Annotated in this window: 14 protein-coding genes and 2 pseudogenes; 15 read left to right on the forward strand and 1 reads right to left on the reverse strand. The window is 41.3% G+C overall.

The window, feature by feature from the left end; all coding sequences use genetic code 11:
- Nucleotides 1–132: 132 nt before the first annotated feature.
- The 15 genes and pseudogenes from hflX to ACTNES_RS00250 all read left to right on the forward strand — a co-directional run.
- Nucleotides 133–1368 (forward strand): GTPase HflX, encoded by a 1236-nt coding sequence (gene hflX / locus ACTNES_RS00180; RefSeq protein WP_441038235.1) that lies wholly within the window; start codon nt 133–135, stop codon nt 1366–1368.
- Between the two features lie 330 nt (nt 1369–1698).
- Entirely contained in the window at nt 1699–4077 is a 2379-nt protein-coding gene (locus ACTNES_RS00185) for a ribonucleoside triphosphate reductase (RefSeq protein ID WP_320812862.1), read from the forward strand.
- A 195-nt stretch (nt 4078–4272) separates the two neighbouring features.
- Nucleotides 4273–4701, forward strand: a complete 429-nt coding sequence (locus ACTNES_RS00190) for an amino acid-binding protein (RefSeq protein WP_441038236.1) — start codon at nt 4273–4275, stop codon at nt 4699–4701.
- A gap of 351 nt (nt 4702–5052) precedes the next feature.
- Nucleotides 5053–5487, forward strand: a complete 435-nt coding sequence (locus tag ACTNES_RS00195) for an RrF2 family transcriptional regulator (RefSeq protein ID WP_216458845.1) — start codon at nt 5053–5055, stop codon at nt 5485–5487.
- 357 nt (nt 5488–5844) lie between these two features.
- Entirely contained in the window at nt 5845–6015 is a 171-nt protein-coding gene (locus tag ACTNES_RS00200) for a hypothetical protein (protein WP_441038237.1), read from the forward strand.
- A 161-nt stretch (nt 6016–6176) separates the two neighbouring features.
- Complete coding sequence (locus ACTNES_RS00205) at nt 6177–6659, forward strand: hypothetical protein (protein ID WP_441038238.1); 483 nt, start codon at nt 6177–6179, stop codon at nt 6657–6659.
- 206 nt (nt 6660–6865) lie between these two features.
- Nucleotides 6866–7795: a cysteine synthase A gene (gene cysK / locus ACTNES_RS00210; RefSeq protein ID WP_291809934.1), complete on the forward strand. Its 930-nt coding sequence runs from the start codon at nt 6866–6868 to the stop codon at nt 7793–7795.
- Nucleotides 7796–8059: 264 nt separating this feature from the next.
- Nucleotides 8060–9142, forward strand: coding sequence for a tRNA 2-thiouridine(34) synthase MnmA (mnmA, locus tag ACTNES_RS00215; RefSeq protein ID WP_216458842.1), 1083 nt, complete (start codon nt 8060–8062; stop codon nt 9140–9142).
- A 511-nt stretch (nt 9143–9653) separates the two neighbouring features.
- Nucleotides 9654–10967, forward strand: a complete 1314-nt coding sequence (locus ACTNES_RS00220) for an O-acetylhomoserine aminocarboxypropyltransferase/cysteine synthase family protein (protein WP_441038239.1) — start codon at nt 9654–9656, stop codon at nt 10965–10967.
- Between the two features lie 208 nt (nt 10968–11175).
- Nucleotides 11176–12030, forward strand: a complete 855-nt coding sequence (locus ACTNES_RS00225; protein WP_300334586.1) for a putative manganese transporter — start codon at nt 11176–11178, stop codon at nt 12028–12030.
- Nucleotides 12031–12129: 99 nt separating this feature from the next.
- Complete coding sequence (locus ACTNES_RS00230) at nt 12130–12549, forward strand: Fur family transcriptional regulator (protein ID WP_216458839.1); 420 nt, start codon at nt 12130–12132, stop codon at nt 12547–12549.
- 137 nt (nt 12550–12686) lie between these two features.
- Entirely contained in the window at nt 12687–13685 is a 999-nt protein-coding gene (locus ACTNES_RS00235; RefSeq protein WP_441038240.1) for an InlB B-repeat-containing protein, read from the forward strand.
- Between the two features lie 155 nt (nt 13686–13840).
- Nucleotides 13841–14566 (forward strand): AzlC family ABC transporter permease, encoded by a 726-nt coding sequence (locus tag ACTNES_RS00240; RefSeq protein ID WP_291809943.1) that lies wholly within the window; start codon nt 13841–13843, stop codon nt 14564–14566.
- Nucleotides 14556–14873 (forward strand): AzlD domain-containing protein, encoded by a 318-nt coding sequence (locus tag ACTNES_RS00245; protein WP_441038241.1) that lies wholly within the window; start codon nt 14556–14558, stop codon nt 14871–14873. The genes ACTNES_RS00240 and ACTNES_RS00245 overlap by 11 nt, the downstream gene beginning before the upstream one ends.
- Nucleotides 14825–14932: pseudogene (locus ACTNES_RS00250) on the forward strand (hypothetical protein); the annotation flags it as partial. The gene ACTNES_RS00245 and the pseudogene ACTNES_RS00250, both read left to right, overlap by 49 nt.
- Here ACTNES_RS00250 and ACTNES_RS00255 read toward each other — a convergent pair.
- Nucleotides 14888–15073, reverse strand: a pseudogene (locus tag ACTNES_RS00255) (DUF6783 domain-containing protein); the annotation flags it as partial. The pseudogenes ACTNES_RS00250 and ACTNES_RS00255 sit on opposite strands and share 45 nt — an antisense overlap.
- Between the last annotated feature and the right edge of the window lie 5 nt (nt 15074–15078).

The raw sequence follows: 15078 nt of genomic DNA on the forward strand, positions 1-15078 counted from the left end.
TGTCTACACTGGATTGTGTAGGAGAAATTATGCTACTGAAGTGATCCGCCGCAGGGGAGAATCTTGCAAGCAGGATTCTTTACTGTATGCAAAATAGCGAGGCAGAGACGTTTGCCTGACTAAGGAGATATTATGGAAGAATTTGGAAAGCTGGAAGAACGGGTCGTTCTTGTGGGTGTTCAGACCGGAGATAATGACAACGTGGAGGAGTCTCTGGACGAACTTGAAGAGCTTGCCTCAACAGCCGGGGCTGTCACTGTGGGAAAGATCATACAGAATCGTGAAGCCGTACATCCGGGAACCTATATTGGAAAAGGTAAAATCGAGGAAGTGCGTGCAATGGTATATGCCATGGATGCAACTGGTATCATCTGTGATGATGAGCTTTCTCCTGCACAGCTCAATAATCTGGAACGCGAGCTGGACTGTAAAGTAATGGACAGAACATTGCTGATCCTGGATATTTTTGCGGCACGTGCGATTACGAGTGAAGGTAAGATACAGGTAGAGCTTGCACAGCTCCGTTACAGAGCAGCCCGTCTGGTTGGATTAAGAGAATCTTTGTCACGTCTGGGCGGTGGAATTGGAACAAGGGGTCCCGGAGAGAAGAAACTGGAAACAGACCGTCGTCTGATTCGTACCAGAATTTCTGCATTGAAGCAGGAGCTTACACAGGTAGAGAAGCACAGAGAGCTGATCCGTTCAAGTCGTGCAAGAGGAAATATGAAGACGGCAGCTATTGTAGGATATACCAATGCAGGAAAGTCTACTCTGTTAAATAAACTGACAGGTTCTGATGTTCTGTCAGAGGATAAATTGTTTGCGACCCTGGATCCGACAACCAGACTTCTCAATCTGAAGGATGGACAGCAGATTCTGCTGACAGATACGGTAGGATTTATCCATAAACTGCCGCATCATCTTGTAGAAGCATTTAAGAGTACCCTGGAAGAAGCAAAATATGCAGATTATATCATTCATGTGGTAGATTCTTCGAATCCGCAGGCAGAAATGCAGATGCATGTCGTATATGAGACACTGCGGGAGCTTGGTGTGATGGGAAAGAAGATTATCACACTTTTTAATAAGCAGGATGCACCGGGGGCATTTGTACTGAGAGATTTTAAGTCCGATTATACATTGAAGATTTCTGCGAAAACAGGGCAGGGGCTGGATGATTTAAATAATCTTCTGGAGAAGCTTTTGTCGGAAGAGCAGATCTATGTAGAGCGTCTTTTTCCATATCAGGAGGCCGGAAAGATTCAACTTATCCGTGAATATGGACAGTTGATCTCAGAAGAATATACAGAAGCAGGGATTGCTGTAAAGGCAAGAGTGCCGAAAGAAATCTATGCGAAAGTTGTATAAAAAAGAACATATGTTTACTTATGGGCAAATTATGTTATAATACCGCTATAAAAAATCTGCCGGATAGTCTTGTGATAAATTGCAGATTTTCAGAAAAAATAGTATTTTTTTACAGAAATATTGTCCTGTACAGAAAAAATAAAAACGCAAAAAAACACCATATATTGTGCCTTTTGAGAAATTGAGGAACATTATGTGGTGTTTTTCTGTGTTGACGAAAGATAGATACTCTGCTACAATAGACCTACAGCGTTTACCGGACGCAGAGTGAACGGTAGGCGGCAGTGTCCTTGACAGGACATACGAACAAGAGAAGATGGGGGCATTAATATGTTTCAGGTAGTAAAACGTGACGGCGAATTGGATGAGTTTAAGATCGGCAAGATCACTGCAGCCATCCATAAAGCTTTTGATGCGAAAGAGAAGAATTACAGCGAAGAGATGATCGATCTTCTGGGACTTCGTGTTACTTCTGATTTTCAGAAGAAGATTTCCGACAATAAGATTACAGTAGAGGAAATTCAGGACAGTGTAGAGAACGTACTGATCCAGGCAGGATATGCAGATGTAGCCAAGGCATATATTCTTTACCGCAAGCAGAGAGAGAAAGTCCGCAACATGAAATCTACAATCCTCGATTATAAAGAGATCGTCAACAGCTATGTAAAGGTTGAAGACTGGCGTGTAAAAGAGAACTCTACAGTTACTTATTCCGTTGGTGGTCTGATCTTGAGCAACTCCGGAGCAGTAACCGCGAATTACTGGCTGTCTGAGATCTATGATAATGAGATCGCAGATGCACACAGAAATGCAGACATTCACATTCACGATCTGTCCATGCTGACCGGATATTGTGCAGGATGGTCATTAAAACAGTTGATCCAGGAGGGACTTGGCGGTATTGAAGGCAAGATTACTTCTTCCCCTGCAAAGCACTTAAGCGTTCTTTGCAATCAGATGGTAAATTTCCTTGGAATCATGCAGAATGAATGGGCAGGCGCTCAGGCTTTCTCTTCCTTTGACACATACCTGGCACCTTTTGTCAAAGCAGACAATTTAAGCTATCCGGAAGTGAAGAAATGCATTGAATCCTTTATCTATGGAGTGAATACACCGAGCAGATGGGGAACACAGGCGCCGTTTTCCAATATTACACTTGACTGGACCGTGCCGGACGACCTTGCAGAACTTCCTGCAATCGTTGGCGGTAAGAACATGGACTTCAAGTATAAGGATTGCAAGAAAGAGATGGATATGATCAATAAGGCATTCATCGAGACAATGATCGAGGGTGATGCCAATGGACGGGGATTCCAGTATCCAATCCCGACCTATTCCATTACAAAAGAGTTCGACTGGTCTGACACAGAGAACAATCGTCTCCTCTTTGAGATGACATCCAAATATGGAACGCCATATTTCTCAAACTATATTAACAGTGATATGAAACCGAGCGATATCCGAAGCATGTGTTGCCGTCTGCGTCTGGACTTAAGAGAGCTTCGTAAGAAAAGCGGCGGATTCTTCGGATCAGGAGAGAGCACTGGTTCTGTGGGTGTTGTAACCATCAATATGCCACGTATCGCATATCTTTCTAAGACACCGGAAGAATTTTATAATCGTCTGGATCGTTTGATGGATATTTCCGCACGTTCTCTGCATATTAAGAGAGAAGTTATCGGCAAGCTGCTGGATGAGGGATTATATCCGTATACTAAGAGATATCTGGGAAGCTTTTCCAATCATTTCTCAACCATCGGTCTGGTTGGTATGAATGAGGTTGGACTGAATGCACGCTGGTTAGGTGGGGACATGTCCGATGAGAGAACTCAGAAGTTTACCAAAGAGGTTCTGGAACACATGAGAGAGCGTCTGTCTGATTACCAGGTGAAATATGAAGGCGAGCTCTTTAATCTGGAGGCAACCCCTGCTGAGTCTACAGCATATCGTCTGGCGAAACATGACAGAAAGCGCTGGCCGGATATTAAGACTGCAGGTAAGAAGGGAGATACTCCTTACTATACAAACAGTTCTCATCTTCCGGTTGAATATACGACAGATATTTTTGATGCACTGGATATTCAGGATGATCTGCAGACACTGTATACTTCAGGTACAGTATTCCATGCATTTATCGGTGAGAAGCTTCCTGACTGGAAGGCAGCAGCAGCTCTGGTACGTAAGATCGCAGAGAACTATAAACTTCCATATTATACCATTTCTCCGACATATTCTGTATGTAAAGAACATGGATATATCAGCGGAGAGCACTTTACCTGTCCGAAATGTGGCAAGAAGGCAGAAGTTTACAGTCGTATCACCGGATATTACAGACCGGTTCAGAACTGGAACGATGGTAAGGCGCAGGAGTACAAGAACCGTACACTTTATGATGTGATGCATTCAGATATCAAGAAGATGCAGCCGGTACACACAAGCGTAGTTACGATGACTAAGGATGATGTAAAAATTGAGCCGGTGACCTCTCGTAAATATCTGTTTACAACCAGTACCTGCCCGAATTGCAAGATGGCAAAGAAGATGCTGGAAGGCGAGGAACTGGAGATCATCGATGCAGAGAAGAATCCGGAGATGGCAAAGGAATTCGGAATCATGCAGGCTCCGACTCTGGTCATTACTGATGGTGAGCATATGACGAAGTATGTAAATGCGTCTAATATTCAGAGATATGTGGATGAAGAGTTATAAATAGAAAGATAATGTGTACAAACGCCGGACTTGATGTTCCGGCGTTTGTTTTGCGTCAGGAATTGATAAAATACCAGCAGGAAAGGGGATTTTCATTTCCTTTGTAAGATGCTATAATGAGTACAGAATGTTATGAGCACTATAAAAAGAGCTGAAATATCAAGATTAATTAAAGTTTTTGGAGGATAAAAAGAGATGGTGAAACAGAATATTGTATTCGTAGAAAATAAAGCAGGAAGTCTGAAGAGAGTAACTGGTATGCTTGCAGATAATGATATTAATATTTATGGTTTTGCATGCTTTGATGCTCCGGAATTTGCAATCTTCCGTATGATCTGCGATAACCCGGATAAAGCGGAGATGATTTTGAATCAGAGAGGATATATGAATCGTATTACACAGGCAATCGTAGTAGATATGAAAGATCAGGTTGGTGGTCTGGATGAACTTTTGAAGATCATGGCTGACAGCAACGTAAGCCTTGATTACATCTATACTTCATTCCACAGAAAAGATATCAGACCAGTAGTGATCCTGCATTCTGAGGATATCGCAGTGACAGAAAGCGTTCTTAAGAATAATGGATTCAAAGTATTCTCTACAGCAGATGAACTGGAGAAATAATAAAGGGCAGAATATTTATCGCATAGAGTGAGAAAATAATCACAGGGCTTGTGGGGAGAAATCGAAGAATTCACAGGCTCCTGTGATTTTTTGTTTTTATGTCACAGGAAATTACTCCGTAATATTCCAGTAACATAAAATCACTCCCTGAAAATCATACTGTGGCAGAATTGCATCAGAGTATCGGAGTGAACAGTAACCCTTATTTCACTATATTCATATAGGAAATAAAAATATATCTTGACTAACTAACTAGGAATACTATATAATAAGGCTAGGTGATAATAGGAAAAATTTCTAAATAGAGAGCAGAGATGCTGAGAGGACATGAAGTCAGGAGGATTTTGAGAGATGCAGATTTCTACCAAGGGAAGATATGCGTTAAGATTAATGCTTGACCTTGCAATACACAACACTGGTGAGCTGGTCAAGATTAAAGATATTGCTGCAAGGCAGGGAATTTCCGAGAAATATCTGGAGCAGATTATTTCATCATTAAAGAAAGCGGGATATGTAAGGAGCTTAAGAGGTGCTCAGGGTGGTTATATGCTTGCAAGAGAACCGCAGACTTACACCGTAGGAAGCATTCTACGTCTGACAGAAGGTAGTATGAAGCCGGTAGCCTGTCTGGAAGATGACCCCAATCAGTGTGCCAGAGCTGGAGAGTGCGTAACACTTCGCCTGTGGGAAATGCTGGATGATGCTATCGAAGGAGTACTCGATAAGGTAACACTCCAGGATCTCAAGGACTGGTATGAACAGATGGGAAATGACTATGTGATCTAACTACATTAAGCAAGTCCTCTGCTTTCATTACAAAAAGCAATAAGCAGGGGAATTGTTTGTATTAGGAGGAGTGCAAGCTTCTCCTGATAAACTGCAGAGCAATTATTCGGGATAGAGCCGTGTAGCGAAGAGGATGATTTTATCCGCTTTATTCTGCGAATTATCCAATATAGAAAAGATACGTCGGATGACTGAAAAGTTATCCGGCGTTTTTTGTCGATTCACATCTAATAGGAAAATTCTGCTGAAAGATTATGTGAAATCTAAAAATAATCCACCTTCTAAAAAATAAATCCACCGATACTGAGAAAAAGTATTGATATAATAAAGAAAAAAAGGTCTTAGAAAGTGAGAAATATGAGAAAAAGAGGAAAGAAATTGCTGGCGATCATGCTGGCGGCGTCGATGACGTTAGGACAAAGCGGAACCCTGACCGCGGCACAGGAAAATGCTGCTGAGATAATTGAAAGTGTTACTTTTATTGCTAACTTCCCATTTTTTTCCTACTCACACCCTGTTATTAGCTAAAACAAAAGGTTTTAAAGTTTTTTGCTAAGTAAACATACCTACTCATTTATCCACCAACAAAATTACGAACAACTCAGTATTTATCAGAGTTTTAAGTGTTTGAGTAGGAAAATAATGAGAAGTTAGCATTTAACGCACAGTCAGAAGATGAAAGTGATCTGTTGTCAGAAGATGGAATTTCTGACGATCTGGAAGGTGAAGAATCAGAAGAAGATGGGGACACTGAGCAGGGGGATAACGAAGGTGATGAAGAAAATGGCGGAGAGGATACAGAAGGAAGAGACACTTCAGGAGACAATGGCAATAATCCCGGGGCAAATCCAATTGTGGATCCTATGAATCCAATTCTATCAGATGGAGAAGAAACACCGAACGAAGATGAAAACCCATTTACAACATCGAATGAAGAAACAGATCCTGCTCCGGAAAACAACCAAAATAATACAGTACCAGATAACTTTCAGAATCAGACAGCAGAAACACTGCTGACTTTTGAACAGGTAAAGGAAGAACTTGAAGCAGGAACTTCCATAACTCCTGTTAAGACCGGCGATAATACACCGGTTATGGTAATGATATTGCTGCTTGCAGCATCCGCACTGATCATTGCAACAGTAACGGTAAGAAAGAGAAAACATAAATAACTGATAAAAATGAGTGGAGTAAAATTTATATCGGATAGCTTTATCAGTTGAACTGACAGTTCTGCGACTTGTAAATGAGTTGCAGAACTGTTTTTTTTCAGATCGTATTTTTTAAATTTACCTCTTGACAATAGCCTGTTTATATCATATTATATACATAACATATAATTCATATATATTTAGTATGAAATAAGGAGGACGAACTCATGGCAAAGATTTATAAGAATGCAGCAGAATTAGTTGGAAACACACCTCTCCTTGAGGTTGGAAATATTGAAAAAGATCTTGGACTGGAAGCCAAAGTGCTTGTGAAGCTTGAGTATTTTAACCCGGCAGGAAGTGCCAAAGACCGTATTGCACTCAGCATGATCGAAGATGCAGAGGAGAAGGGTGTTCTGAAACCTGGAGCAGTTATTATCGAGCCAACATCAGGAAATACAGGAATCGGTCTTGCCTCTCTTGCAGCGATCAAAGGATACAGAGTAATCCTTACTATGCCGGAAACAATGAGTGTTGAGAGAAGAAATATTCTGAAAGCATATGGTGCAGAGATCATATTAACAGATGGAACCAAAGGTATGAACGGTGCAATTGCCAAAGCGAAAGAACTGGCAGCAGAATATGAGAACAGCTTCATTCCGGGGCAGTTTGAGAATCCTGCAAACCCTGCAATTCACAGAAAAACTACAGGTCCGGAAATCTGGAGAGACACAGACGGACAGGTAGATATCTTTGTAGCAGGTGTTGGTACAGGTGGAACAATCACAGGTGTTGGAGAATATCTGAAATCCCAGAACCCGGATGTAAAAGTAGTAGCAGTAGAGCCTGCAACTTCTCCTGTACTTTCTCAGGGCAAGAGCGGCCCGCATAAGATTCAGGGTATCGGTGCCGGATTTGTACCGAAAGCATTGAATACGGAAGTTTATAATGAAATCATCCCTGTAGAGAACGAGGATGCATTTGCAACAGGTAAACTTATTGCAAAACATGAAGGTATTCTGGTGGGTATTTCTTCAGGTGCAGCTCTCTATGCAGCAATTGAACTTGCCAAGAGACCGGAGAATAAAGGTAAGACAATCGTAGCACTTCTTCCAGACTCTGGAGACCGTTACTATTCCACACCATTATTTGTATAAAAACAGCAATGCAATATAAAAAAGCCCTGAAAGGGGCTTTTTTTACGTTGCCCTAATGTGATAAAATAGCTATGTTAATCTTGAGGATAACTCTTAACGATAATTTTAGAGAATAACTTTCAGGAATGTTTTTCACAATAACCTTTAATCAGACAGGCTAATGTGATGTACTAGTGTACCAACAAGTTGTTTGATTATAAACAAGTAGCAGAACGAAGGTTAGTATCGTTTTGCTGATTTACTAAGATAGGATGGAATGAAAATATGAAAAAAGCTATTATAGCAATGAGCGGCGGAGTTGACAGTTCTGTAGCTGCTCTTCTGACAAAAGAGTCCGGTGATGAATGTATCGGAGCAACTATGAAACTGTTCCACAATGAGGATGTTGGAATTAAAAGAGAAAAGACATGCTGTTCTCTGGATGATGTGGAGGATGCACGAAGTGTATGTTACAGAATGGGAATCAAATATTATGTCTTTAATTTCTCTGAAAGATTCAAAGAAGACGTGATGGACCGTTTTGTGGATGCCTATGAGCATGGATGTACTCCGAATCCATGCATCGACTGTAACCGTTATCTGAAATTTGACAAAATGTTTCAGAGGATGAAAGAGCTGGAGTATGATTATATCGTAACCGGTCATTATGCCCGTGTGGAATATGATGAGGAACGAGGCCGTTATTTATTAAAGAAAGCGGTAGACGATACGAAGGATCAGAGTTATGTGCTGTATATGCTCACACAGGAGCAGCTGGCACATATTTCACTGCCCTTAGGTGGACTGCGCAAGACACAGGTACGTGAGATCGCAGAGGAACACGGCTTTGTCAATGCCAGAAAGCATGACAGCCAGGATATCTGCTTCGTTCCAGACGGAGATTATGCGAAGTTTATTGAGCAGTACACAGGACGTAAATCTAAACCGGGTGATTTTGTAGATATGGAAGGAAATGTCCTTGGCAAACATAAAGGAATCATTCACTATACACTTGGCCAGAGACGTGGTCTGGGAATTCCGGCGGCAGCCAGACTGTACGTTTGTGATATTTCCCCGAAAACAAATCAGGTAGTGCTGGGAAGTAACGAGGATCTTTTCCATACAGAACTGACAGCTGAAAAAGTAAATCTGATTTCCTGCGAATCTCTCAGAGAGCCAATGAGATTGAAAGCAAAGATCCGTTACCGTCATTCGGAACAGGATGCGGTGGCATGGCAGACTGAGGATGGTGTTCTGCATGTACGCTTTGATAAGCCACAGAGAGCCATTACAAGAGGACAGGCAGTTGTTCTGTATGATGGAGATATTGTTGTAGGCGGCGGCGTGATTGAGAGCTGCATTAAATGAATATAAAATTAAAGTCAGGGGCAGAAGTTAGACTGTCCCTGATTTTGCATTTACGAATTGTTCTGTTATGAAGTTCTGATGTGAAGTAACTTATGTGATTTTGGATTGTGAACATATAGTTATTAACTATTAAAAGTTATAAAATTCTAAGATAAGGTTATTGAGAAAAATCTTTCGTTTTCCTATTGACATACTAGGAATGGAGTGATAATATACAACTATGCTAAATCATATCAAACAGATATGAAATACGTAGAAAGAGAAGAGGCTTAGAAATGAGGGTATTAAAGAGCCAGAATCTAATTTGTATAGAAGAGAAACGAATGTGTCTGTGTTAATGATCTGAAGACAGAACATGGAATACAGGAGTTAAACTTACAATATAAAAATTGCAATTATTTCTTATGAGAATAAGAAACACCAACTGCCAGATGAAACGCAGGCAGGTGAAAGCAACATATCAGAAATTAAGACTATTATCATAAATCGAAAGAAAGATGAGGACAGACACATGAGTAAAAAAATCGCAAGAAAAGACAGAAATTTCAAATTTGAAACATTACAGCTTCACGTAGGACAGGAAAGCCCGGATCCAGTTACAGATGCAAGAGCAGTACCGATCTACCAGACATCTTCCTACGTATTCAGAAACTGCGATCACGCAGCCGCTCGTTTCGGACCTGCAGATGCAGGTAATATCTACGGACGTCTGACAAACCCGACAGAAGATGTATTCGAGAAGAGAATTGCAGCACTTGAAGGTGGTTCCGCAGCACTTGCAGTAGCATCCGGTGCAGCAGCAATCACATACACAATTGAGAACCTTGCACAGCAGGGCGATCACATCGTAGCAGCTAAGAACATCTACGGTGGAACAACAAACCTTCTTGAGCATACACTTCCGGCTTACGGAATTACAACAACATTTGTTGATGTATTCAACCTTGAAGAAGTAGAGAATGCAATCCAGGACAACACAAAAGCTGTTTACATTGAAACACTTGGAAACCCGAACTCTGATGTAGTTGATATTGAAGCTATTGCAAAGATCGCTCATGCACATAAAATCCCGCTTGTTGTAGATAACACATTTGCAACACCTTACCTTGTAAGACCAATCGAATATGGTGCAGATATCGTTGTTCATTCTGCAACTAAGTTCATTGGCGGACATGGAACAACAATTGGTGGTGTTATCGTAGAAGGTGGCAAATTTGACTGGGAAGCATCTGGTAAATTTGCATCTCTGACAGAGCCAAATCCAAGCCATCATGGTGTAAGCTTTACAAAAGCTTGCGGACCGGCTGCATTTGTTACAAAGATTCGTGCAATCCTTCTTCGTGACACAGGTGCAACAATCTCTCCTGTAAGCTCATTCATCTTCCTTCAGGGACTTGAAACACTGTCTCTCCGTGTAGAACGTCATGTAGAGAACGCACTGAAAGTAGTTCAGTACTTAAACAACCACCCACAGGTAGAGAAAGTTCATCATCCATCTGTATCCACAGATCCAAGCCAGCAGGAACTTTACAAGAAATACTTCCCGAACGGCGGCGGTTCTATCTTTACATTTGAAATCAAGGGTGATGCACAGAAAGCAAAAGACTTTATTGATAACCTTGAACTGTTCTCACTGCTTGCTAACGTAGCTGATGTTAAATCTCTTGTTATCCATCCGGCTACAACAACACACAGCCAGTGCACAGAAGAAGAACTTCTTGACCAGGGCATCAAACCAAACACAATCCGTCTCTCTATTGGTACTGAGAATATTGATGATATCATTCAGGACCTTGACGAAGCATTTAAAGCAGTAGCTGAATAATTTATAAAAGTATAACCTCCTTTATTATTGCATAGAAGACCATTTTCCGGTATTCCCCCAATCATCCGGAAAATGGTCTTTTTGTGTCTTGACAAATGCTAAGAATGCGTTATAATACAGAAATGCAAATAACTTGCAAATACAAACAGAATGCAAATGTAAATAAGTTGCAAATATGTGATCGGTCAGGAAATACAGGGAGGTTCATATGACAGAGATTATTATAGATTCAGTAATTGACAGCATTAAGCTGTTGCCGTTTCTTTTTCTTACGTATTTATTTATGGAGTGGTTGGAGCACAAGACTGGTTCTGCAGCGAGGAATACGATCCGCACAGCAGGAAAACTGGGACCTGTATGGGGCGGACTTCTGGGTGTGATTCCGCAGTGTGGTTTCTCAGCAGCTGCGTCCAGCCTTTTCACAGGGCGTGTAATTACAGTGGGAACACTGATCGCTGTATATTTATCTACTTCTGATGAAATGTTTCCAATCATGATTTCTAATGCAGTACCTGCCGCTACAATTATTAAAATTCTGGTATGTAAGGCGGCGATCGGAATTATTTCAGGTCTTGTGGTGGAATATGTTTATACACATGTTCTGAAGAAACAGGAGAAGGAAATGGATATTCATGAGATCTGTGAAGAGGAGAGATGTAATTGTGAACATGGACTGCTTTCCTCAGCACTTACTCATACACTGCATGTTTTTGTGTATATTTTCTTGATTTCTCTGGCTTTAAATATTATCATTGGATTAGTGGGAGAAGAGACACTGGCAGGACTTTTTACGGGAACACCAATAGTTGGTGAACTGATCGCGGCTCTTGTAGGACTGATTCCGAACTGTGCTTCTTCCGTTGTGATCACCCAGTTATATCTGGAGCATATTATCGGAGCAGGTGCTATGATGGCAGGACTGTTGGTAAATGCAGGAGTTGGTCTTCTGATCCTGTTTCGTCTGAATCATGACAGAAAGCAGAACTTCAGGATTATTGGATTACTTTATGGACTGGGGGTATTCTGGGGTATTATCATTGAACTGACAGGAATTGTATTTTAACCAGAAGCTACCTGACAATAACAAACAAAAAGTAATTTCAGGTTACCGAGAACGACGTGACGTGAATAGTAATATTTGCAGGAGGAAATACGGAAAATTATGGCGGGAAGCAGTTATGCGACAGCAAGCCGCAGGAAAATACTTGAATATTTGAAGAATAGTAATGATCATACTGTGACAGCAGCAGATGTGGATGAATATCTGAAAGCTCATGACAGCGAGGTGAATATCACAACTATTTATCGCTATCTGGACAAGCTGGCAAAGGATGGCACAGTGATCAAATACGTGGCAGAGAAAGGATGTCAGGCCGCCTATCAGTATGTGGAGCCCGGACGTGGATGCGAGCAGCATCTGCATCTGAAATGTGTGAAATGCGGCAGGATTATTCATCTGGAATGCCATTTTATGGAAGAGATTTCTCATCATATTGAAGAGAGTCATGGATTCACATTGCAGTGTAAGAATTCCATTCTGTATGGAGTGTGCAAAGAGTGCAAAAATAAATTTGAGGAATAATTGTTGCCGCAGACAGTTGACTGTTTCTGACAGATGATGTAAACTTGGAAAGAGTATGATATGTGTATCGTACCATACGACAGAGATAAGAAAAGAGTTTGCTGAAGACAGAGGAAACAGCAACAGGGAGAACTGCAATGACGAGACAGGAGAAGAACATGCGGGGAAGGAAAATTCTGTATATTCTGCTGACGTGCATGTTAATGCTTATGATTGCTCCATCTATGACGTGGGCAGCGACAACATCGGGAAGTAAGACAACAAAGAAAGTAGTTAAGAAAACAGTTACCATAGAGACATCGAGGGGAACGGTAAAGAAGACCGTAACTTTCGGAAATACTATTATTCTTCCGGGAGATGTGAACGGAAACGGATATACTTTTATGGGATGGTCGACCATTAAGAATCAGCAGTGTAATCCAATGTATCAGGCATATGAGAGACTGAAAGTAACGAAAAATGATCATCTCTATCCTGTGAAATACAAATGGAACCAGGAACCGGATATTTATACAGGTAATCTCGCAGACAGCGTGGACAAATATGAAAAGATCATCTTTGTGGGAGATTCACGTACAGCAATGCTTCGGAGTACTTTGCAGAAACAATGTGGTTCCAGGCTTTTTGATAAAGTAGGATTTGTATGCAAGAGTGGTGAAGGACTTTCCTGGATGAAGAACGAAGGGGAGAAGCTTTTACTTCAGGAGATAAATAAGGAAGATGACAGCACCAGACCAATTGCTGTTATTTTTAATCTGGGAGTAAATGATCTGATCCACCGGAATGGAAACGGAATCAGCTATGACACTGTTTCTACAGAGTATGCATCTTATATGAACGGATTATCCAGAAAGCTGACGACCAGAAACTGTGAGCTGTTTTATATGTCGGTTAATCCGTGTAATACAGCAATGAAGCCTACGAGAAAGGAATCGGAGATCCGTGGCTTTAATAACAGGCTGAAGAAGACGCTGAACGGTAATTTTACCTGGATCAACAGTTATTCTTATCTGATGCGCTGTGGCTATACAAGCAAATGCGAATTTAGAAATTATACAGATGATGGTCTGCATTATTCCATGAGAACATATAAAAGAATTTATGCATATGCGATAAAGAAAATCAGGGAGTCCTGATTGCAACCCGGAGGCCAGGAATGTGTCCTCCGGGTTATCTGCGTTCATAAGTCTTGCTATGCTGAGTTTTTTTTGCTGTGCAATTGGATTCGCAGATAAGTGAGTGGCACACCAGGATAAAAGGTTCACAAAAATGTGACAGGAGGAGAGAAACAATGAGGAGTGAAAGTTTTAGGAAGGGTATGAAGGACGGTGTCCCAATCGGTCTGGGATATTTTGCCGTATCATTTACGTTTGGTATGATGGCAGTTGCGAACGGATTAAGTATCTGGCAGGCAGTGCTGATCTCGCTGACAAACGTAACATCAGCGGGTCAGTTTGCCGGACTTGATATTATGGTAATGGGAGGTTCATACTGGGAAATGGCGCTGACACAGCTGATCATCAATCTGCGGTATTGTCTGATGTCCTTTTCTCTTGCACAGAAATTCAGAAGAGATGAAGCGCCGGTTCACCGTTATATAGCGGCATTTGGTGTCACAGACGAGATTTTTGGTATCAGTGCCAGCCAGCCGGGAAAGGTAAGTGCTTTTTATAATTATGGAGCCATGTGTGTGGCTATCCCGGGATGGGTGCTGGGAACTCTGACAGGAGCAATTTCCGGAAATATTCTTCCTGATTTCATGATGAGTGCACTGAGTGTGGCAATTTATGGAATGTTCCTTGCAATTATTATTCCTCCTGCAAAGAAGAATAAGGCAGTACTTGCTGTAGTTGTGGCAGCAATGGTGATCAGTACGTTATTTAAGGTGATTCCATTACTGTCAAAAGTTTCTTCCGGTTTTGTGATTATTATTACAACACTGATCGTGGCAGGAGCAGCCGCTTATTTCTGCCCAATCGAAAAAGAGAAAGAGGAGGAGAGAGCTCATGAATCATAACATTTATATCTATATTCTGGTAATGGCGGCAGTTACTTATCTGATCCGTATGCTTCCACTGGCTCTTTCCAGAAAAGAAATTACCAGCCCGTTTATCAAATCATTTCTGTATTATGTGCCGTATGCATGTCTGGCAGCGATGACATTTCCTGCAATCCTTTTTGCTACGGACAGCGTGATCTCCGCAGCAGTGGGATTTGTGGTAGCATTGATCGCAGCGTATATGGAGAAGAGTCTTCTGACAGTTGCGTTATTCGCATGTGCGGCAGTCTTTATTGTGGAAAGAATACTGGAATTTGCCATGTAAGTGTGGATAATCCTAGAGCGTGTTTGAAAAATCATTCCTGCAATCTGCACGCCCCAATTTGCGGTATATTTTGCCCGAATTCGGTTGTATAATGAAAACGGATATGTGCCATGATGACATATATCCGTTTTTGTATGCTTTTGTGAAATTTTATTATGTAATATTTTTGGCGTGATCTTATATTCGTGCAGTAAGAGTATCCTCT

Origin of the sequence: Blautia sp. HCP3S3_D9 (genome assembly GCF_052063845.1) — a bacterium.
Taxonomy (GTDB): domain Bacteria; phylum Bacillota; class Clostridia; order Lachnospirales; family Lachnospiraceae; genus Blautia_A.

Bases quoted from the DNA above. Each gene is read 5' to 3' on its own strand.
- ACTNES_RS00185 (WP_320812862.1), top strand. From the start codon at position 1,699: ATGTTTCAGGTAGTAAAACGTGACGGCGAATTGGATGAGTTTAAGATC.
- mnmA (WP_216458842.1), top strand. From the start codon at position 8,060: ATGAAAAAAGCTATTATAGCAATGAGCGGCGGAGTTGACAGTTCTGTA.
- ACTNES_RS00230 (WP_216458839.1), top strand. From the start codon at position 12,130: ATGGCGGGAAGCAGTTATGCGACAGCAAGCCGCAGGAAAATACTTGAA.
- ACTNES_RS00195 (WP_216458845.1), top strand. From the start codon at position 5,053: ATGCAGATTTCTACCAAGGGAAGATATGCGTTAAGATTAATGCTTGAC.
- ACTNES_RS00235 (WP_441038240.1), top strand. From the start codon at position 12,687: ATGACGAGACAGGAGAAGAACATGCGGGGAAGGAAAATTCTGTATATT.
- ACTNES_RS00245 (WP_441038241.1), top strand. From the start codon at position 14,556: ATGAATCATAACATTTATATCTATATTCTGGTAATGGCGGCAGTTACT.
- ACTNES_RS00240 (WP_291809943.1), top strand. From the start codon at position 13,841: ATGAGGAGTGAAAGTTTTAGGAAGGGTATGAAGGACGGTGTCCCAATC.
- ACTNES_RS00190 (WP_441038236.1), top strand. From the start codon at position 4,273: ATGGTGAAACAGAATATTGTATTCGTAGAAAATAAAGCAGGAAGTCTG.
- ACTNES_RS00200 (WP_441038237.1), top strand. From the start codon at position 5,845: ATGAGAAAAAGAGGAAAGAAATTGCTGGCGATCATGCTGGCGGCGTCG.
- hflX (WP_441038235.1), top strand. From the start codon at position 133: ATGGAAGAATTTGGAAAGCTGGAAGAACGGGTCGTTCTTGTGGGTGTT.
- ACTNES_RS00225 (WP_300334586.1), top strand. From the start codon at position 11,176: ATGACAGAGATTATTATAGATTCAGTAATTGACAGCATTAAGCTGTTG.
- ACTNES_RS00220 (WP_441038239.1), top strand. From the start codon at position 9,654: ATGAGTAAAAAAATCGCAAGAAAAGACAGAAATTTCAAATTTGAAACA.
- cysK (WP_291809934.1), top strand. From the start codon at position 6,866: ATGGCAAAGATTTATAAGAATGCAGCAGAATTAGTTGGAAACACACCT.